Source organism: Lysinibacillus sp. GJ-1 (assembly GCF_021166035.1).
Classification (GTDB): domain Bacteria; phylum Bacillota; class Bacilli; order Bacillales_A; family Planococcaceae; genus Lysinibacillus; species Lysinibacillus sphaericus.
Genome location: NZ_CP088912.1, coordinates 463,939 through 483,574, shown reverse-complemented (window position 1 = coordinate 483,574; position 19,636 = coordinate 463,939). Strand labels below are relative to the sequence as shown.

Below are 19,636 nucleotides of genomic sequence, written 5' to 3'. Positions count from 1 at the left end.
AATAATATTCAGACACATACTAAACGCAAGTTGTTAGAAATCGAGGTGAAGTCGGATGAAAAGAAAAAGCTATCAACGTAAGCAAAAGCGTATAAAGCGTACACGCAAAACGCTTACACTTTTTGTCGCCTTTGCATCTGCAATAGTAGTAGCATTTATTGCCCTACGCGTCTATGTTCAAGTGGCTGGTGCACCGCCATTAACTGTACCGAAAGCCTCTATTTTCTTAGATGAAAACGAGAACCAAATAGGAGACCATTTTACAAATGAACGTCGCTATTGGGTAAGTCTTGATGAGATGTCACCCTATTTAGTAAAGGCAGCCGTCGCTGTAGAGGATAAAGATTTCTACAAACATAGCGGTTTTGACTTTTCTCGTATTGCCGGTGCGTTATTAGTTGATATTAAAGCTGGTAGTAAGGTGCAAGGTGCAAGTACAATCACCCAACAATATGCTCGAAACTTATATTTATCCCATGAAAAGTCATGGACTCGAAAAGCAAACGAGGCATTGTATGCTTATAGATTAGAAGTTTTTTATAACAAAGACGAAATATTAGAAGGTTATTTAAACACAGTTTACTACGGACATGGTATGTATGGCGTAGAAGCTGCAAGTCGCTACTATTATGGAAAATCAGCAAAAGATTTGACGTTAGCGGAGGCATCCATGCTGGCAGGTGTACCGAAAGGACCAAGTATTTACTCACCCATTGCCAATCTTGAAAAGGCAACAAATCGCCAGCACGTCATTTTAAAACTGATGGCAGATCAAGGCGCAATAACACAAGAAGAGAAAACGCGTGCACAAGAAGAGCAACTTGTTTTGAAGAACGATATGTGGGTTGCCTCTAAATCCGTAGCACCTTATTTCTTGGATGTAGCATGGCAAGAAGCTAGTGAAATTTTAAAAGCAAAAAATCTTGATATTAGCGAAGGCGGTTGGACAATTCAAACAACGCTTAACCTAGGTCATCAAAAAGCAGCAGAAGAAGCTGTAGCTAAAAATATGCCTGCTAATGATTTGCAAACAGGGTTTGTCAGTATGCAATCGAAAACAGGAGCTGTTACAGCGCTTGTTGGAGGGAAAGATTATGCCGCAAGCTCATTTAACCGTGTAACACAAGCTAAACGTCAACCAGGGTCAACGATTAAGCCCGTTTTATATGCAGCAGCGTTAGAAAATGGCTATACGCCTTTAACGTATTTAGATGTCGGACAAACTACGTTCACTATTGATAACGGACGCAGCACTTACTCTCCTAAAAACGTCAACGGTGAATTCGCAGACCATGACATGTCAATGGCTCAGGCAATTGCAATTTCCGATAATATCTATGCAGTTAAAACGTTAGAGGATATTGGATTTAAAGCATTTCATAATATAGCAGACCGTTTTGGTGTAAATATAGGCTCAAAAGACAATCTATCACTTGCTCTTGGAACGATGGAAACAACACTGTACGATATGACAAATGCTTATAATATTTTAGCGTCACAAGGACAAAAAACTGTGCCGACAACGATTATCTCCATTAAAAATGCCAATGGAGAAGTTATTTACGATAATAAAAACGTTGAAAAACAAAATGAAACGGTGCTGTCAAAAGAAAATACCTATATACTAACAGAAATGATGACTGGTATTTTCGATCCTGTATTTAGTGACTACTCACCTGCTACAGGGATTAGTATTCGTTCACGTATGACACATACGTATGCCGCAAAATCTGGTTCTACCAATAGTGATCAGTGGCTTATCGGCTTTACACCAAATTTAACAGCGGGTGTTTGGAACGGCTACGACCAAGGTAAAAACCTTACTTCGAAAGAAGATTCGGCTGCAACAAAGCAAATTTGGATCGACTTTATGGAAAGCGTGAATAAAGGAACTAAAAACGAAGACTTCACAAAACCAAATGGCGTTAAAGGAGTAGTAATTGATATTGAAACAGGAAAGCTTGCAACAGATGCCTGCCCTAAACAACGTCTTGTATATTTAGAAACGAAAGATGTACCTAGTGAAAAATGTACAAACTTTGATATTCTGGATAGCAATACGTGGGGAGAATTTTGGAATATGCTACCGTTTTTCAACAATAAACAATAATGCGCAACCTTTAACGGGGCATCATCGTTTTATTTAATGAAAGCTCTCGACAAAGGCTATAGACATAAAGCGAAAAAGAAAAGCTTTCTCTTCCCCGGAGACGTGTCCGTGGGAACAGAAAGCTTTTCTTATTTTTGGTCCTGGAAAGGATGAGAATCATGGGGCATTTGGCTTGGGTTTGGGTTGTTCAAATGCCGCATAGCACTCATCACATTCTGGGACCAAGTGTCCTAGCTTACTAAAATGTAAGCTCTGAATCAAGTGTACTTTTTTTCATATCTACTTTCAACCTTATATCGAAAGCGATTGCAAAATGTCACAGATTGTTCAATCATTGTAGGTCTATTATACAAATAAGTCTTGACGTAATTGCTCCTCACTGCGCATCCATAGCTCTGGATTCAGCTCCTCTAGGAAAGAAGCTAATACTTTTTTAGACGCTTCATCCATATGGTCTACAATAATTTGTCGTTTCATCGACTTATCCATTTTATTAACGTGATCCGCCAAAATTTTATATCCACGGCGTTTTTCACGATTTACTACCATTTCACAAGCTGTTACACCAGCATAGTACGGTCCATCTGCTTTATGGTCAATCGTTACCCAAACCAACCAGTAAGGCTTCCCACCTTCTGAATCAGCACGATCGGTCGTAAATTTAATGCCCCGTTCTACATCGCTACGTGCATGCATCGCCCCAATTTCAACTGAAGCTTTCCCTTCTTCTATATCAATAATGACTGGTGACACGTTTTCAAGTGAAAGCGAACCAATACCAAATCCTTTATGGCCGTCTGTCGGGTCATTTTTTATAATGGTAAAGCCCATTTTTTGTTTTGGTTTCTCTTCATTTGCCATACTTTAATTCCCTCCATTCTGCTATTATAAAGTAAAGCATATTCTTGCGCTTTTGTGCATAAGTAAGAAGTTTATAATTTCTTATAAACTAACTATACAACATAATTCTAAAAGGAGGCACTATTATGCCATATGTAACAGTAAAAATGATTGAAAGTAGTACCGAGGAACAAAAACGCGCACTAGTAAAAGAAGTAACAGAAGCCGTTTCACGTACAGTAAACGCACCTGTTGAAAACGTAACAGTTTTCATTGAAGAAATGTCCAAAAACCATTATGGTGTGGCAGGCGTCCGCTTCAGCGATAAATAACTATAATTCGGGTAGAGCAACAGTCCGCTCTACCCATTTTTTTAGCCAAAGCATTCACGTTGCTATCCTCGATTCTTTCATATAAGGAGGTGACCTTACAATATGAACAAGCTGAAAATATCAGTACTTATTTGTTTATTGATAATCGGTCTACTACTTATTTTTATTAATCCGATTCAAAATGCAGTTATTGCGCACTTAAGTCAACAATTAAATACAACCGATTACAGTGCCAAAGATATCGAAAAGAACAATCAAGCGACAGCAGATTTTGCATTTGAAGATGTTCAATCCCTGTCCATAGCTGAAGTTTTAAAAGCACAGACACAGTTGGATAACTTACCGGTCATCGGTAGTATTGCCGTACCGACTGTAGAGCTGTCTCTTCCTATAATTAAAGGCGTCGGGAATGCCTCCCTTGCTGTTGGCGCAGGTACGATGAAGGCAAACCAAACGTTTGGGCAAGGAAATTACGCCTTAGCAGGTCATTATTTTGAAAATAAAGATATATTATTTAGTCCATTGTATAATGCAAATATTGGTGATGCGATTTACGTAACGGATTTAACAACTATTTATGAATACAAATTAACAACTAAAAAAGTGATTGCAGCAACAGATGTCTATGTCATTGACGATATCCCAAATCAAACTATTTTAACGCTTATTACATGTGCAGATAATGGCACAAAACGCCTGGCTATCCATGCAGATTTTGTGGAGCAATATCCTTTAAACGATGCACCTGCCAAGCTATCAGAAGCTTTTTAGTATAGGAAACCCCCCAAGACTGAATGGTCATGGGGGGTTATTTTATACATTATTTCATTTCTGCCTTACGACGACGTAAGAAGAACAATGCGCCTAAAACAAGCGCTACACCCGTTAGAGTAAGAGCTGTTTGATTGGCTCCATCTGTTTGAGGCAACTTACCTTGTGCCTGTAATTGCGTTTCTAAACGTTTTGCATCTGCTTTGATTTTATCTACATCAAGTGATTTTGCAATTTCTTCCTGCTCTTCTTTTGATAATTGGTTATAGTTATCAATGAAATCTTTATACGCATCTAGCGTATCTTTATTTGCAGTAGAAGTATTAATTGACGGCAAGTTTTTCCCTTGATCAATAACATCTTGTACAGTTGGTTTAGACGTATCTGTTTTTCCAGGAGCCGTTGGATCTTTTGAATCTGTTGAAGGATTCCCTGGATTACTTGGCTCTTCTGTATTTGTTGATGGATTTTCAGGATTCACCGGTTGTTCTGGATCTGGTGTTGGCTTGTTCGGATCCACCGGTTTACCTGGTTCTGGTGTTGGCTTGTTTGGATCCACCGGTTTACCTGGTTCTGGTGTTGGCTTGTTTGGATCCACTGGTTTACCTGGATCTGGTGTTGGCTTGTTCGGATCCACCGGTTTACCTGGTTCTGGTGTTGGCTTGTTTGGATCCACTGGTTTACCTGGTTCTGGTGGTGTTGAACCACCGCCACCGCCTCCACCGTTATCACCTGGTAATGACGGTTTTACAAGTGCCGAACATGTATCTTTTACAACGAAAGAGCCAATTAAACGACTTCCTTCATATACATTGTACGTTCCTTGTTGAATTGCTTTATCTGGTAAAACAATAGTTCCAGCAACAGACGTTGTTAGCTTGTCGTTACCATTCGCATCTTTAATTGTATTTCCTTTCACATCTTTCACAGTGACTATCGCATTTGCAAGAGGTGTACCAAATGCAGTTTGTACAGTCAATGTAAACGAAGGACATGTAGGTGCTGCTACAATTTCCGCATGACAATTAACGGAATATTGAACTGTAATTTGACCAATAAATAGGTCACCTTGATACACGCTATAGTCCCCTGAAGGAATATCTTGAGATGGCATCGTCACTTGACCTAGTGCGTCTGTTGTTTTGTTTGAAGCAATTGTTGCGCCGTTTTTATCTTTAATCATAATGTTACTTACATTCGGGCGAACATTACCGTTTTCATCTTTCACCGTTAATGTAAAGATTGGACAAGACGGTGCTGGTTGCACTGTTGCTGCACAGTCAACATTCGATTGGAAGCTACCATTTTCTTTGCCATTGACTTCAACTTTATAAATACCTGGTTGCAGATTTGTTAATTCCAGCACACCATTCGTTGTTGTTTTTGTCGCAACAATTTTATCATCTGCATCTTTCACTGTTACAGAAGTACCGTCCGCAACTAAGTTGCCATCAACATCCTTAACAGTTAGTTTAAACGTTTCACATTTTGGTGCTTGTGTAATCGCAGTTTCACAATTCCCTTTGTATGAGATATCAACTGTACTTAAAAATTGATTGCCCTCATATAAATAGTATTCTCCTGCTTTAACACCATTTACATCTTGAATTGACGGCACTGTAAACTTACCGTCTTTATCAGTTGTTACAGTTACAATTTCGCTACCCGTTGAATCTTTCAACGTGACAGTTACTCCTGCACGAGGTACATCAACTCCAGCTTTTTTCTCATTTAATGTAATTGTAAATGCTGGACAAGCTGGTATTGGTGCAATTTCATCTTTACAGCCATCTGTATATTTCACAGTTACATTTCCAATTTTTGTATCATTCGCATCATAAACATCGTATTGTCCTGCTAATACAGTGTTCGGCACTTTTACAACACCATTAGTAGTTGCACCCGTGTATTTCACTGTACCGTTTGCATCTTTCAATGTTACATTTTGGTCTGCTATTGCAGAACCATCTAGATCTTTAATTGTTAATTCAAATTCTTTACACGCATTTGCTGGTGGCGCAATATCTTCAACGTTAACAATTGTATAAGGTTTCTTTGTAACCTCGAAGTTGTTGCTATCATTAAACCTTACTTCAACTGTTGAAACTGCTTTATAGCCTGCAGGTGTTGTTTCTTCTAGTTTATAAATACCGTAGCGTAAATTTTCGAATGAAAGTTCACCATCAACTGTCGACCCTTCTGCTAAGACAATGGATTTGTCACGGTTATATAACTTGAATTCTACGCCATCAAGTGTTTTTGTTGCACCTGTATTCGGATTTACACCTTGTTTCTTAATTTTAAACGTTCCCTTTTTAGCTGAAGCGTTTGTATCAGATGTACTGTACTTAAATAACTTGTTATCTCCACCTGTAGCGGATGTACCTGCGGAAGTAGCACCTGCATAGTTAATGGATGCATTATTCGATACATTTTCACCCGCGTTCGGGTCACCCATAAAGTACGTTTTGTATTTAATAATATAGCCCTTACCATCGACATTTCCTAAATCTAATGTAAAGGTACCATCTGGCTGTACTTGAATATCGCTAGGACTAATCGCAGTTGCTGTACCAACGTTTTGTGATTTTCCTGTGGCATTTAACTTAATTTCTTGCTTTGTAAATGTGTTAGTTAATAGCTTTTGGTTAGCTGAAGGCGTATCCGTTAACGTAATATTACCTAGCTTTGAGTTGGATTCGTTAATCGTGACTGTCCATTCAATCGTATCTGATGTTGGTTGAGGACTAGCTGTCTTAGTAATTAACTTGTTCGCTTTATCTGTAATCGTTGCGATTGCATCATACGAATATTTACCATTATCTGGAGTATCTAAAACGGCACTATTCGTATATTTTCGAGCATCCGTACTTCCATTTCCATAAACATCATCTGAATCTTTTGATTTGTACTCTATTAGGTACGCTTCATTATTTTCTCCAGCCGTTAACCCTGTAAATGTAAGTTCATAACTTGTCACATTGCCTTGGGCATCTTGTGTAACAGATTTCACATCCCATTTAGTAGGATCTAATGGCGCATCTTTTGTTCCTCTTTCATCATTCACACCTAATTTTAAAAGATTTACAGTAATAGCATCTTTTAAACTTTGACCATCTGGAACAATAATATGGTGTCCTGTACCTAATGTATCTATTAGTTTTGCACCTTCGATGTTTTGCTTATTAATGTTAATACCAATTTTCCAAGAAAATTCTTGTTTACTATTATCGACAATTGCATTGTCTTTATAACCATTTTTACCTGTAGGCGATGTTGCGGATGGTTTATAGCTAGCACTTTTTTGCGCTTTATTATTTGTACTTGTTTGACCATCCCACGTAGCATCTGCTACATTGTCATAGCTTTGTGCCACGCCACCGTTTGATTCAATATCAAACTTTGTTTTGTATTCAATTGTTACAGTTCCTGAAGGGATCGATGAGAATGTCATTGTAAATGCTTCGTCTCCGATTTCTCCTCCATTATTAATTGTTGGTGCACTACTATTTGTAACATGGAATACTTTACTCGAACCATCCCACGATGTTAACTTATGCTTCAACGTTTTACCGCTCGCATTTTTCGTTGAAATAGTATCTGCAATGACAAAGTTTGTTAATGGTTTTTCAGCATTAATTGTTAGTTTCCAAGTAATTGTTTTGTTGACATAGTCAATTGCGCCACGTTCTTTGCTAAAGATATTTGATACAATGCTTACAGTATCTGATGACGAACTATCATCATCTAAGCGCTTTACAGTATTGGTGATACTCCCTGCATTTGCATCTGTGACAAATTCTTGATCAAAGTCTGTATTATACTTAATCAAATAGGCTGCACGCGGATTAGCAGCAACATCTTTAGAAAAATCAATAGTAAATCCTTGCGCAGTATCATCACTTAATGCATAATCTGTATCTTTTGTTAACAGTGTTTCTGACGCTGCTGTTTGACCATCATCATTTAACGTTACACGATACACTTGGAAATTAGCATCATATTGTATATTGTGCTTTGCCCCATTATTGTTTGCTGGAATGGTATCAGTTAATGATTGGGAAGATTTTTTGCTAAGATCTTCTCCTAACCAGTTATACTTAATCTCCCAAGATGCTTCGTATTTATTATTCGCTTTAATAGTTTTTAGTAAAGCTGGGCCATACGGGATATTTACTTGTCCTGGACTTGTCTTAGTAACGCCGTTATTTGTGAATTCTGCTGTGTTCTTATACGTCATATTGGAGCTTGTTGGATCTGCTGTAACTTTCGTTTTATACGTTAGTTTGTAGGCAAAACCTCCCGCATCCAAATTGACAGGGAATGCTGTTGAACCACTGTCATAACTTACTGGCGCTCCTGGATTACTTTTGTTAATACCATTTAAGCCGATTGGATATTTCTCAACTACTAAACTACCTGCTATAAATGCATGATTTGCATCTGGCGTATCGTCTACTGTAGCACCTGAAACAATTGGTTTACCTTCTGTGTTGACCCAGACTGTCCAATCAATTTCAGCGCCATCCGCTTCACGTGTAATTGTACCGGAAGATTTAGTGATCGGCTCACCACTACCAGTAGGCTGAAATATAAACGGTAACGTAATATCTGCTTTGCCTAACACAGGCATTACTAATTCTTGATCAAGTTTAGACTCGTCTTGGAAATTACCAAACTTGGCCATAAAATCAAATTCAATCTCTCCATCAACACCGTCTTCGATGTCACTCTCTAATGTTACGAGTATTTTACCAGCAGAATAGCTATACGAATATGTAGCGTATTCCGTAGTTTTCGAACCTGAAAACGAGTTACCTACTTGCTCAATCATATATTGTGGTAAATCAAACGTAAATGTAGAACCTACACCATAGCCCTGCGTAGGCTTCACATCAAATACATAGTTTAAATAAACTGTGTCACCTTTTTTGGTGCAGCGTCGGCTGGAATTTGTGATGAGTTCTCGATTACCTCGCCTGTTGGACCAGTTAGTCGAATACCCGCAGATACAGCACTTACATCACCTTGCATATCACCAGCAGTTAACGCTAATGGTGCTATGTTCATAGGTGCTATTTCCGGTGTCGTTGCGTCAGTCGCCTCTTCACTTGGCTTTGCTTCACCTTCAGCTCCGTCAACTTTGTCAGATTCATCCGGTGGTGTCACGGTTGAATTATCCGTGCCCCCCGTATTAGCATCAGTCCCATCAACTTCCCCTGTATCACCAGGTGTTGGCACTGTTGCATCCGGATTACCTGTGTCACCAGGTGTCGGTACTGTTGCATCTGGATCGCCTGCGTCACCAGGTGTCGGCACTGTTGCATCTAGATTGCCTGTGTCCGGCGAATTAGACGTAGTTTCACCAGTTTCAGCTTCAACTGCTGGAGGTACAGAAGAACCTGTATCTTCTGCAAGTACGGAAATCGGTGACAGTACCGTTTGGAACACTAGCAACAATGTAATGATTGCTAAATTTAATTTTTTCATGTTTCTCTCCCTTTTTAAGTTCAGAGAGATCCCTTAAAGTGTTTGCGGACGACATGTAAGTTTTCACACTATGCGAAAACTTTGCTACAAACATTCGGTTTGCCCCTCTTCCCCTCTAATAACGTGTCGTCTCATTGATACATAAGAACCTTTCATCACTCGGTACACATACCGTTTTTGTATCGAAAACTGGTGTGTGGCGCCTCTGCTGTATAGAATGGCTTCACCCCCTTTTGGTTTTCATTCATTATAAGAAATGATTCTAAACAAATTCTAAACATTGCCATTTTTTTCATTAACAATTCCTATATTAATGACATCTTCACTAATCGAATATGTATTTGTGCACAAGAAAAAGCACTAAACCGTAACTATTTTCTAGTTAGTTTAGTGCTTTTGTATTACTAATATAAAATAAGGCGTTTATATATAACCAAATTAGATAGATTTACACTTGATTTTTAATGTATTTGTAATAACTTTATAATTTGCTGTTTCACTGATGCTTGTGTACTAGAATCCTCTAATATATCAAGTGGAAAATATACTTTATGATCTCGTTTCATGCGTCCTGAAATGGAATCAACGATAATAGATTCGCGTGATAATTCACGTAATTCTCCGTTTTTCATTTCTAAAAAGATAGGGACTCGTACTTCTTCCTCACCTGGTCGATAAAAATCGTAAGGGAGATCTGCCGTTGTATCATGGACAAGGTAGTAGTCTGGATTGATGTCTGCTTGTTTAAATAACGCTTGTAACTTTTGATATTTTTCCAGTTCTACTCCTGGATCTAAATCAATGTATTGGAATAGCTTACGATTCACAAAACGGCGACTTAAATCACTTAATATCGCATCATCCTCTTGCATCCATAATTGAAAATATGTAAACAGAATACTTTCATCTAGGGCAAGGTAATCTTCCAACGTAATCGTATTTTGGAAAAATGCCAAAAAATGTGTAGGCTCATGCTTAAACTTATAGCCTGCATTACTTAATTGCTTCGCTCGCTTTAAAATATTATTCAAAATTACTTCTGCACTTCGCGATACAGGATGGAAATAGATTTGTAAGTACATTTGATAGCGACTCATAATATAATCTTCTACAGCATGCATGCCGGTTGCTTTAATTACTACTTGATTTTTACGTGGACGCATTACGCGTAATATACGTTCCATATCAAAATGACCATAGCTTACACCTGTAAAATAGGCGTCACGTTGTAAGTAATCCATACGATCCGCATCAATTTGGCTTGATATTAAGCTAATAACTTGTTTGTTCGGATACGTTTTTTCAATTACTTGTGATACTTTTTCAGGAAAGTCGGGTGCAACTTTTTTTAGCACCGCATGTACTTCCGTATCCCCAAGCAAAATTTGTCTTGTGTAAAATTCATGATCTAACTCAAACACATTTTCAAATGCATGTGAAAATGGACCATGTCCTAAATCATGTAATAGGGCTGCACAAAGCACTAGCAGTCGCTCGTCTTCATCCCAATCAGGGCGACCTACAAAAACATCATCGATAATGCGACGCACAATTTCATAAACACCAAGTGAATGACTAAAGCGACTATGCTCTGCTCCGTGGAATACTAAAAACGTAGTGCCTAGTTGGCGAATTCTACGCAAACGTTGAAATTCTCTTGTTCCTACTAAATCCCAAATAACTTGATCTCGTACATGTACATAACGATGTACAGGATCTTTAAATACTTTTTCTTCTTGTAATTTTGCCTTTGCATAATGTGTCATTTGTACAGCACCTCCATTTCATCTTTCTTCTATTATATGCAAACATTATAGAACTAGCATAGAGATTACACTGTAATTATAGAGACTATCAACCTAATTAAACGTAATTTCCACTTCATACAGGTTATTATCGTCCTAAAACAAACAAAAACTACCTTCAGCCGTGTGAAGATAGTCTTTTATTACTTATTCTTTAATTTAGCTAAAACTTTTTCCATTAGTTCTTCTTCCGTTAATGCAGCAACAGGGCGACTATTTACAAATGTAAATGTTTTTTTGACCTGTACGCAATAAGAGTGACAGCCAATTTCGATGGTTGCATCAGGATCGATTTCCTTTAATTTTGGAATTAACGTTTTTAAGTTAACTACTTGACATTCATCGCAAACTTTAAATTCGTTTGCCATTTTGTCAACAACCCTTTCTATATAGTATTTTTCAATAAAATTATCTAATGTCCGCATAACCTTCACATATTTAAGTATGTAGCATACGCACAAACCTACAATCGGTATTGTATCGTATTATTCCCCTTGTATTCAAGCATAATTCCTTTCACATAGATGAATAAAAGGTTAAAAGATTGGTCATGCTAGACATAAATAAAGAAATTCCAAATAAAGGTGGGAGGATTTTATAATGAGTAAAGTAAGACAAGATGCTTGGTTAGAAGAAAATGATGAATTGCTAGCAGAGGCAGTAATTCGTCACGTAACGGAAGGTAGTACACAATTAAATGCTTTTGAAGAAGCTGGTGATGCGTTAAATCGTACGGCGGCTGCATGTGGTTTCCGTTGGAATGCAGTTGTCCGTAAAGCTTATGAGGAGCAACTAGCTGAGGCGAAAAAAGAAAGAAAAGAGAGAATGCGAGTGTTGGGTGCACCAGCAAGACGTCGTTCCACAAATATGTTTACAATAAATAATAGTGATACAGATAGCAAGTCAATTCCTCTATCTGCCCTATCACTTGATATTGTCATAGCATATTTACTACGTTTACAACATTCTGGTGAAATAGGTAATGAGTCTTCAAAATGGAGACAACTTGTGCACGTAACATCCGAGAAAAATAAAAAGCTAGAGAAAACAATTGCTCAGCTTGAAGAAGAAAACCGTGCAATTCGTAAAGATTATGAGCAGTTTGTCCAAATTATGAACCGCGCTAGACGCCTTGTAACGCTAGATGAAGAGGAAGAACGTATTGCTCCGGTTTTTAAAATGGAGAAAAACGGAAATCTAGTTATTAGTGGTCCAACCTATCAAAAAGAAAATGGCGATGTGCTTAGTTAGCACCATCGCTTTTTTTGCTAGAAAATATGATTACATTTACTTCAACGCAAGCATTTTGGCATTTCGCTCTAATACCCGTTGTAAATAAAATGCATATAATGGTAATTCTTCATCATGAAATGGCTCTAACCGAACTTCTTCAGCCATTGTATGCAGCATTTGCTGTAAACGAATGACTACGTCTTTGACTGTTAAAGAGGCATCCACTAATTCACTTAACGAAGCCATTACATCTGGTAGTATTTGAGGATACGTAAATTTCGTTACCTCTCCTTGTAAACTTTCAGCGTAAAAATCACGAATTAGTGCCGCACGCTCCGCTCCGCTTCCTTCAATACATAAATAAATTTGCACTGCTACACCTTGTCGTAATCTTCTTTGGGAAATACCTGCAAATTTCTTGCCTTCAATACTTAAATCATAGGAACCTGGGCAATAGGAGCCGACAATTTCATAGGCTTCGATTTTATCAGCAGCTTCAGGAAATAGTGCTTTAATCAGCGCAACCATGACATCATAGCCATCATTAATGCCAATGGCTGTTGTTTGTTCAGATAAAACAACTGATATATTTAGTATCCCTTCATCCAGCACAACGGCAAGACCACCTGAATTGCGAACAATGGGATGATAACCTCGCTTCTCAAGCAACTTCATGCCTTGCTGTACATAAGGTAACCGATGATCTTGAATGCCAAGTACAACTGACGCATTATGTACCCACGTACGGATAGTCGGTGGTGATACGAGCTGTCCTACCAATTGACATAATGTATCATCTGTTGCAAATGATTCAAGGGGGCTGCTATTTATTAAGCTGATAGATTGATCATAAAAACGCCAAATGGGCTGTTGTAAATTACTGTTCATGTATTTTAAAGCTCCTCTATTTCCATCATCTTTTCTCTTTAGCATACATTATCCATAGATGGTGTCAAATTCGTGAAAATCAATCATGAATTTAGGGATTTTGTACAAACTATGATAAACTAAATTAAGAATGATTTTCACTTATAAAGGAGTGCTTTGCATAATGAATGAAGCAGCAATTACATTAGACGGTTGGTACGCTTTACATGATTTCCGCTCAATCGACTGGGCTTCTTGGAAACTTGTATCCGCAGAAGAACGTCAAGCAGCAGTTGAAGAATTTATTGCTTATTTAGAAAAGTTAAATGAAGCAGATGTTGCTAAAACAGGTGCTCATGCTTTCTACGCGATTGTTGGTCAAAAGGCCGACTTTATGATTATGACACTACGCGAAACAATGGATGAATTACAAGAGCTGGAAGCGGAATTTAATAAATTAGCTATTGCTGATTTTACTATTCCTACATATTCTTATGTATCTGTTGTTGAGCTTTCAAACTACTTAGCTGGTGAGTCAAACGAAGACCCATACCAAAATCCACATGTCCGTGCACGACTATACCCTGAACTACCTCGTTCTAAGTATGTTTGCTTCTATCCAATGGACAAACGTCGCCAAGGGAATGATAACTGGTACATGCTATCAATGGACGAGCGTAAGTCATTAATGCGTTCTCACGGTATGATTGGTCGTGGCTATGCTGGTAAAGTAAAACAAATTATCACTGGTTCTGTAGGTTTTGACGACCACGAATGGGGCGTTACACTATTTGCAGATGACGTATTACAGTTCAAAAAACTAGTTTATGAAATGCGTTTTGACGAAGTTTCTGCTCGTTACGGTGAGTTCGGTGAATTTTTCGTCGGCAACCTACTTGATAACGAAAAATTGGTTAATTTCCTATCAGTTAAATAAAAAAACGCGAGTCCATACAGAATGGGCTCGCATTTTTTATATTTCATTTTCCTCACTGTATTCAGATTCTACTATTAAAATAATGGTATGAATAAAAAATCCAATAAGAATCATGAAAAATACTAAATACCAATCATATGGCTGATCATAATACTCAGCAATTCCAACAGCCATAAATGCACTTGCGATAATGGCTACAAACATACCGAAAATACGCATTGTACTACTCCTTTTTATAAAAACAATAATCAGTTTCACTTTAGTATGTCACAATGCATTTTCAATATACTTGCAAATCATAAGTTTTTTCACATTTTTTCGCAAAAAGATAATAAAAATTTTATCGCATTATTCAAGTGGGAAGAACAAATACATCTTCTTGTTAATTGTACTGAGGCTGGGACAAAACTAAAAAAATTTAAGGAGCAGAGGAAAGGGATTCATAAATTTTTGGTATATGGAGACTTAGCTATTCTTGCTTTTGCAATAAATAAAAAATTAGAAGTGTTTACTAGTTGTTGGTAGCGGAGGCGGTGACTCCTGCGGGACAGCACAGAACGTAAGACGCGGGCATTCCGCGCGATAGCGAGGGTTGCGGCTTACTGTGCTGAGCGGAAAGCACCACCGAAGCGGACAACAACGGCGCAGCAAAAAAGTGTTAGATTGACTGCCATCAATTTAACACTTTTTCTCTTTTGTACCAGCCTCTTATGAATGGGACATTACGTAAAGCTTTAAGAGCTTTCATCCTTCACTTTTAAAATAATAATAATCGTATTTATGAAAAAACCTACCAAGATTATTACTATAAAAAGATACCAATGGAGGGGTTGACCATAGATATTCCCAAGCAAAAATGCGAGCACTGCACTTACTAAAATTGCAACCCAAACACCTTTCTCCATCTCTCGTCACCTCACATGTATTCATACACATGCAATTTTCTCTTATAATCCCCTAATGTAATGTTTATTTTATCTTTACCCCATTGAATATAGTAACTATCGTAAAACCACCTTTTATTGACGGACTCCCCCGTTATTACTAATATATGCTTCATCATTTTGATTTGTGAATTTCTTTCTTATCAAAATTGAACATGTCTACAATACCTTCATGCATATACTGTTTGCGAGGAGGTTTGAAAATCGCTGTAATAAAGACGAATGATGCACAAACAGCTTTGCTTGCAAGGCTTATGCGTGCGGAAGCTGAAGGCGAAGGTGAATTAGGCATGCTGATGGTCGGCAATGTTGGCGTCAATCGTGTACGAGCAGATTGTCTAGATTTTGGTGATATTCGAACACTGGAACAAATGGTTTATCAACGACCAGGGGGGTTTGAAGCAACAACAAAAAGTTATTTTTATCAACGGGCACGTGAACAAGATCTTCGATTAGCAAAAAGGGTTATTGAAGGTGAAAGATTTCATCCGGCTACCCGCTCTCTGTGGTTTTTCCGACCTGCGGGTGACTGCCCTGCACAATGGTATGGACAGTGGAATACAGGACGTTTCAAATCGCATTGCTTCTTCTCTCCAACGGAAGAAGATTGCCCTCAAATTTAAATGAAAGAAGGTTGATACTTATGATGCCTTACTATTGGACACCGACAACACAGCAACAAATGACGCCTCCTCCAGTGACGCTTCCAAGCGGACGGCCACCTGGACGTGAGGAATCGTATATTGAAAACATCTTACGTTTGAATCGAGGAAAACCTGGTACTTTCCACTTTTCCTTCGAACATGCTGTTGAGCAAGGGAAAAATACCAAGACTGTACGAGGTGTTGTAGAAGCTGCGGGTCGGGATCACGTTATTTTACGAGAAATCAAATCGAATCATCGTTTTTTATTCCCAATGATTTACTTTGATTTTGCTGAATACGATGAGGAAATGTCTTATTTCAATCAAAATCCATAACTGAAATGAGGTTAGAAAAAAAGAAAAAGTGTTAGATTGACGCAATCAATCTAACACTTTTTTGCCGCGCAGTTGTTATCCGATTCTACAACTACCAGCAACTATTCATTTTCTTCTGATGTTTTTTGTAAATATTGTAAAGTCGCTTTTCCTAATGTTTTTGCTGCAATGAGCATTGCACGTTCATCAAAATCAAAGCGGGCATGATGATGTGGATAGGCTGTTTGCCATTCGGGCTTTTTGGCACCTGTAAAGAAAAACGCACCAGGCACTTGTTCAAGATAATATGCAAAATCCTCCCCAATCATAAACGGCGGACATGTAATGACATTTTCCACCCCTGGAATTTCTGCCGCAAGCTGGGCAACAAATTGGGTTTCATTTGCATGATTATAGACAGGAGGATATCCTCTTGTATAACGATATTCATAACTTGCTCCGAAGGCAAGACAAGTAGCTTTTAAGACTGCTTCAAGCTCTTGTTCCATTTGTGTACGCACCTGCTCCTCAAATGTCCGTACTGTACCAGTTAATGCCACTCGTTCTGCAATAACATTAAATGGATTAATGGCTTCAAAATGCCCAATTGTCAAAACTGCTGATTTTAATGGATCTATTCGTCGAGCGACTAATTGCTGGGCATTGATAACAAATTGAGAGGCTAGTACAACCGCATCGATGGAATGGTGTGGTTCTGCTCCATGGCCACCTTTTCCTTGAATAAGAATTTCTGCTTTATCGGCGGCTGCCATTATAGCTCCTTCTCTTACTAATATATCCCCAAGTGGTGTTGGTGCCCATAAATGTGTCCCAAAGATCACATCTACCCCATCTAGGCAACCATCTTCAATCATCGGCTTTGCCCCGCCTGGTGCAACTTCCTCCGCATGTTGATGAATAAACACAACATTACCTACTAGGTCATCCTTCATTGCATTAAGTGCTTTAGCCAACCCAAGTAAAGTGGCTGTATGTCCATCATGTCCACATGCATGCATTTTACCGTCGATTAATGATTTATAAGGCACATCATTTTCTTCTTGAATAGCTAATGCATCAAAATCAGCACGTAACGCTACTGTTTGTCCTGTCTTTGCACCGCGTAACGTTGCCACAACGCCTCGTCCACCTACTTGTTCCCGTACTTCATGCCCTAACGCTCTATGAAAAGCTGCTATGTATGCAGGTGTTTCCACTTCTTCAAAAGATATTTCCGGATACTGATGTAGATGACGACGAATTGCTACCATCTCCTCATAGCCATCATCCAATAACGTAAATAATTTTTCCATATACCATTAACCTCGCTTTCTACTGTCGTTCCTTTTTTAGTAATACCAGTGTACCCTACAAATCCTTACAAAAACAATAGGAATTAATATAATGAAAATGCTGTTCCTATTGTGGAAAGACGTTCTATTGATAAAAAAATAGTATGCCAGTTTACCTAGCATACTATTTTAAAGTTTAGGGACATACCCTCGTTACATATTTTTTATACAAATAACTGTGAGGAAAAATTCATTTATCATTTTGCATGTTTTAACGCACTAACGATAATTAGCACCCAACCAGCTAAAAATAACACACCACCAATTGGTGTAATTGCCCCTAATACTTTAATGCCACTTACCGCTAACACATATAAACTTCCTGCAAAAAAAACAATACCTAAATTAAAGAAAATACCTGCTAACTTTAATTGTTTTACCTCACCTAGTAATTTAGAGCTCATTAAAAGACCGATGACTAGCAGACCTGTAGCATGGAACATTTGGTATTGCACAGCTGTTTCCCAAATGCTAAGACCGTATTCATCTACAACATCTTTTAATGCATGTGCACCAAATGCACCTAGTGCCACTGCTAAAAAGCCATGAAGTGCACCTGTGACAATAAATTTTTTCATCGTTATTTACCCTACCTTTTTTCTAATACTCAATTTTTTAGTCTAATGTTGCCAGCAATAATTAAAAATCAAAGATTGAATCACCATTTGCACCATCATCATGTTGGATTTTTGCGGTATATAAATTGGATGGCTTTTGTTCAGTAGCTAACATTTGCGGTATAGGTTTTGACTGAACATTGGAAGTTTCAATAGGTAAATCCAGCACTACATCGCATAATGCCCGAATAGCTGTCAGTGCTTCACGCATTTGCTGTTCATTCGTTGCATTTTTTACACTAGCTAATTGTTTTTCAAGCTGCTGTATGACAGCTTCATATGATATCATTGCGCTCTCTCACCTTCTGCTTTTGGCACGAATTTTAGGCAGTTCATACCAGACGATTGTTTAACAACAACTGATGGCATTTGCTTCGTTTTAAAGCCATATGCCACACAAGCACGCGGTGTTTGCGGGTCCCACGTTACTTTGAAATATTGACATTTAAAACAATTTACCTGCATCGCTGTGCCCCTCTTTCTTCTATTATAAACTGTACCATGATTTTTCTAGTGTATAAAGCAAACGATTTGTGCCACTTTATACTAAACACCAATCAATCGGTTGCTCTCCCCACGCCAGTAGTTGTGCATTGACTTGTGAATACGGTTTGCTACCAAAAAAGCCTCTATATGCACTTAATGGACTCGGATGTGGCGCTTCTAAGATGACATGTGGGGTTGCGTACTGATGAATTATTTGCTTTTTACGCTGCGCAGGCTTGCCCCATAGCACAAAGATGATTGGTTTTTGTCGTGCTGCAAGTTTATCAATAACCGTATCCGTAAACTGTTCCCAGCCTTGCTCCTTATGGGAGTGAGCTTGTCCTGCTCTTACTGTCAGCACTGTATTTAAAAGCATTACACCCTGCTCCGCCCATTTCGTCAAGGTGCCATGCTGTGGTATTGGACAACCAATATCATCTTGTAATTCCTGTAGCATATTGCGTAAGCTTGGTGGATGTGGGACATTGGGCTTTACAGAAAAGCTTAGACCATGCGCTTGATTCGGTCCATGGTACGGGTCTTGTCCTAAGATTACCACTTTTACATCATGATAAGCTGTGCAATAAAATGCATTCATAACATCATGCATTGGTGGATAAATGGTCTGTGTCGAATATTCATGGGCCACAAATTGACGTAAACGTTGATAATATGGTTTTTCTAATTCTTCTGCTAGTATTGTTTGCCAATCATTTGGGAATACTTCTTTCATTGAAATGCCCCTTTCTTTTATTTACAACGGTACAAAAAAATAACGTGTTATTCAAGTTTCAATTGATACTGACCATATAAAAATATTGATTTCTGACTATTTTTACAGAATCAGATTAAGACTATACTAAACGGTAGATTAAACTATTCTTTCATGAAGGA

At 38.3% G+C, this 19,636-nt stretch carries 19 protein-coding genes; 7 read left to right on the top strand and 12 right to left on the bottom strand.

Features of this window, described 5'->3' with window-relative positions; translation table 11 throughout:
• Positions 1-55: 55 nt before the first annotated feature.
• Positions 56-2,110 (top strand): transglycosylase domain-containing protein, encoded by a 2,055-nt coding sequence (locus LO754_RS02220; protein WP_024362850.1) that lies wholly within the window; start codon positions 56-58, stop codon positions 2,108-2,110.
• 345 nt (positions 2,111-2,455) lie between these two features.
• Here the strand turns inward: LO754_RS02220 and LO754_RS02215 are convergent, their stop codons facing one another.
• On the bottom strand, positions 2,456-2,971 hold the full coding sequence (locus LO754_RS02215) for a YwhD family protein (RefSeq protein WP_024362849.1): 516 nt from the start codon (positions 2,969-2,971) through the stop codon (positions 2,456-2,458).
• A gap of 125 nt (positions 2,972-3,096) precedes the next feature.
• Here LO754_RS02215 and thmT point away from each other — a divergent pair, with 125 nt between their 5' ends.
• On the top strand, positions 3,097-3,282 hold the full coding sequence (gene thmT / locus LO754_RS02210; RefSeq protein WP_231785494.1) for a 2-hydroxymuconate tautomerase: 186 nt from the start codon (positions 3,097-3,099) through the stop codon (positions 3,280-3,282).
• A 102-nt stretch (positions 3,283-3,384) separates the two neighbouring features.
• A complete protein-coding gene (locus LO754_RS02205) occupies positions 3,385-4,053 on the top strand; it encodes a class A sortase (protein WP_024362847.1) in 669 nt (222 codons plus the stop codon).
• A gap of 49 nt (positions 4,054-4,102) precedes the next feature.
• Here the strand turns inward: LO754_RS02205 and LO754_RS02200 are convergent, their stop codons facing one another.
• The 4 genes from LO754_RS02200 to LO754_RS02185 all read right to left on the bottom strand — a co-directional run bounded on the left by LO754_RS02200 (position 4,103) and on the right by LO754_RS02185 (position 11,716).
• Positions 4,103-8,947 carry a collagen binding domain-containing protein gene (locus LO754_RS02200; protein WP_231785493.1) on the bottom strand — a complete coding sequence of 1,615 codons (4,845 nt, stop codon included), beginning with the start codon at positions 8,945-8,947 and terminating at the stop codon, positions 4,103-4,105.
• A 14-nt stretch (positions 8,948-8,961) separates the two neighbouring features.
• Positions 8,962-9,543, bottom strand: coding sequence for a hypothetical protein (locus LO754_RS02195; protein ID WP_231785492.1), 582 nt, complete (start codon positions 9,541-9,543; stop codon positions 8,962-8,964).
• A gap of 461 nt (positions 9,544-10,004) precedes the next feature.
• Positions 10,005-11,309: an HD domain-containing protein gene (locus tag LO754_RS02190; protein ID WP_024362845.1), complete on the bottom strand. Its 1,305-nt coding sequence runs from the start codon at positions 11,307-11,309 to the stop codon at positions 10,005-10,007.
• Positions 11,310-11,491: 182 nt separating this feature from the next.
• A complete protein-coding gene (locus tag LO754_RS02185) occupies positions 11,492-11,716 on the bottom strand; it encodes a YuzB family protein (protein ID WP_231785491.1) in 225 nt (74 codons plus the stop codon).
• Positions 11,717-11,948: 232 nt separating this feature from the next.
• On the opposite strand from LO754_RS02185, the gene LO754_RS02180 reads away from it, so the two are divergent.
• A complete protein-coding gene (locus LO754_RS02180; protein WP_024362843.1) occupies positions 11,949-12,599 on the top strand; it encodes an RsfA family transcriptional regulator in 651 nt (216 codons plus the stop codon).
• A gap of 36 nt (positions 12,600-12,635) precedes the next feature.
• Here LO754_RS02180 and lipL read toward each other — a convergent pair whose 3' ends face one another.
• Positions 12,636-13,469: an octanoyl-[GcvH]:protein N-octanoyltransferase gene (gene lipL / locus LO754_RS02175; protein WP_024362842.1), complete on the bottom strand. Its 834-nt coding sequence runs from the start codon at positions 13,467-13,469 to the stop codon at positions 12,636-12,638.
• 163 nt (positions 13,470-13,632) lie between these two features.
• Between lipL and hemQ the strand changes: the two genes are divergently transcribed.
• Entirely contained in the window at positions 13,633-14,385 is a 753-nt protein-coding gene (hemQ, locus tag LO754_RS02170; protein ID WP_024362841.1) for a hydrogen peroxide-dependent heme synthase, read from the top strand.
• A 36-nt stretch (positions 14,386-14,421) separates the two neighbouring features.
• Here the strand turns inward: hemQ and LO754_RS02165 are convergent, their stop codons facing one another.
• Positions 14,422-14,604 (bottom strand): hypothetical protein, encoded by a 183-nt coding sequence (locus tag LO754_RS02165; RefSeq protein WP_024362840.1) that lies wholly within the window; start codon positions 14,602-14,604, stop codon positions 14,422-14,424.
• A gap of 979 nt (positions 14,605-15,583) precedes the next feature.
• Here LO754_RS02165 and LO754_RS02160 point away from each other — a divergent pair.
• Both LO754_RS02160 and gerQ read left to right on the top strand, forming a co-directional pair.
• The gene (locus tag LO754_RS02160) at positions 15,584-15,952 is read left to right on the top strand and encodes a cell wall hydrolase (protein WP_370510652.1); all 369 of its coding nucleotides are present in this window, start codon (positions 15,584-15,586) and stop codon (positions 15,950-15,952) included.
• Between the two features lie 20 nt (positions 15,953-15,972).
• Positions 15,973-16,308: a spore coat protein GerQ gene (gerQ, locus tag LO754_RS02155; RefSeq protein WP_024362836.1), complete on the top strand. Its 336-nt coding sequence runs from the start codon at positions 15,973-15,975 to the stop codon at positions 16,306-16,308.
• 101 nt (positions 16,309-16,409) lie between these two features.
• Here gerQ and LO754_RS02150 read toward each other — a convergent pair whose 3' ends face one another.
• The 5 genes from LO754_RS02150 to LO754_RS02130 form a co-directional block, all read right to left on the bottom strand.
• Positions 16,410-17,600: an amidohydrolase gene (locus tag LO754_RS02150; protein WP_024362835.1), complete on the bottom strand. Its 1,191-nt coding sequence runs from the start codon at positions 17,598-17,600 to the stop codon at positions 16,410-16,412.
• Between the two features lie 236 nt (positions 17,601-17,836).
• On the bottom strand, positions 17,837-18,217 hold the full coding sequence (locus LO754_RS02145) for a DUF423 domain-containing protein (protein WP_024362834.1): 381 nt from the start codon (positions 18,215-18,217) through the stop codon (positions 17,837-17,839).
• A 61-nt stretch (positions 18,218-18,278) separates the two neighbouring features.
• The gene (locus LO754_RS02140; RefSeq protein WP_024362833.1) at positions 18,279-18,545 is read right to left on the bottom strand and encodes a YwdI family protein; all 267 of its coding nucleotides are present in this window, start codon (positions 18,543-18,545) and stop codon (positions 18,279-18,281) included.
• Positions 18,542-18,721 (bottom strand): hypothetical protein, encoded by a 180-nt coding sequence (locus tag LO754_RS02135; RefSeq protein ID WP_024362832.1) that lies wholly within the window; start codon positions 18,719-18,721, stop codon positions 18,542-18,544. Before LO754_RS02135 ends, LO754_RS02140 begins: the two co-directional genes overlap by 4 nt.
• Positions 18,722-18,797: 76 nt before the next feature.
• Positions 18,798-19,475, bottom strand: a complete 678-nt coding sequence (locus LO754_RS02130) for a uracil-DNA glycosylase (RefSeq protein ID WP_024362831.1) — start codon at positions 19,473-19,475, stop codon at positions 18,798-18,800.
• Positions 19,476-19,636: the final 161 nt, after the last annotated feature.

Coding starts and splice junctions, on each gene's coding strand:
- LO754_RS02220 (WP_024362850.1), top strand. CDS start 56: ATGAAAAGAAAAAGCTATCAACGTAAGCAAAAGCGTATAAAGCGTACA.
- LO754_RS02215 (WP_024362849.1), bottom strand. CDS start 2,971: ATGGCAAATGAAGAGAAACCAAAACAAAAAATGGGCTTTACCATTATA.
- thmT (WP_231785494.1), top strand. CDS start 3,097: ATGCCATATGTAACAGTAAAAATGATTGAAAGTAGTACCGAGGAACAA.
- LO754_RS02205 (WP_024362847.1), top strand. CDS start 3,385: ATGAACAAGCTGAAAATATCAGTACTTATTTGTTTATTGATAATCGGT.
- LO754_RS02195 (WP_231785492.1), bottom strand. CDS start 9,543: ATGAAAAAATTAAATTTAGCAATCATTACATTGTTGCTAGTGTTCCAA.
- LO754_RS02190 (WP_024362845.1), bottom strand. CDS start 11,309: ATGACACATTATGCAAAGGCAAAATTACAAGAAGAAAAAGTATTTAAA.
- LO754_RS02185 (WP_231785491.1), bottom strand. CDS start 11,716: ATGGCAAACGAATTTAAAGTTTGCGATGAATGTCAAGTAGTTAACTTA.
- LO754_RS02180 (WP_024362843.1), top strand. CDS start 11,949: ATGAGTAAAGTAAGACAAGATGCTTGGTTAGAAGAAAATGATGAATTG.
- lipL (WP_024362842.1), bottom strand. CDS start 13,469: ATGAACAGTAATTTACAACAGCCCATTTGGCGTTTTTATGATCAATCT.
- hemQ (WP_024362841.1), top strand. CDS start 13,633: ATGAATGAAGCAGCAATTACATTAGACGGTTGGTACGCTTTACATGAT.
- LO754_RS02165 (WP_024362840.1), bottom strand. CDS start 14,604: ATGCGTATTTTCGGTATGTTTGTAGCCATTATCGCAAGTGCATTTATG.
- LO754_RS02160 (WP_370510652.1), top strand. CDS start 15,584: ATGCGTGCGGAAGCTGAAGGCGAAGGTGAATTAGGCATGCTGATGGTC.
- gerQ (WP_024362836.1), top strand. CDS start 15,973: ATGATGCCTTACTATTGGACACCGACAACACAGCAACAAATGACGCCT.
- LO754_RS02150 (WP_024362835.1), bottom strand. CDS start 17,600: ATGGAAAAATTATTTACGTTATTGGATGATGGCTATGAGGAGATGGTA.
- LO754_RS02145 (WP_024362834.1), bottom strand. CDS start 18,217: ATGAAAAAATTTATTGTCACAGGTGCACTTCATGGCTTTTTAGCAGTG.
- LO754_RS02140 (WP_024362833.1), bottom strand. CDS start 18,545: ATGATATCATATGAAGCTGTCATACAGCAGCTTGAAAAACAATTAGCT.
- LO754_RS02135 (WP_024362832.1), bottom strand. CDS start 18,721: ATGCAGGTAAATTGTTTTAAATGTCAATATTTCAAAGTAACGTGGGAC.
- LO754_RS02130 (WP_024362831.1), bottom strand. CDS start 19,475: ATGAAAGAAGTATTCCCAAATGATTGGCAAACAATACTAGCAGAAGAA.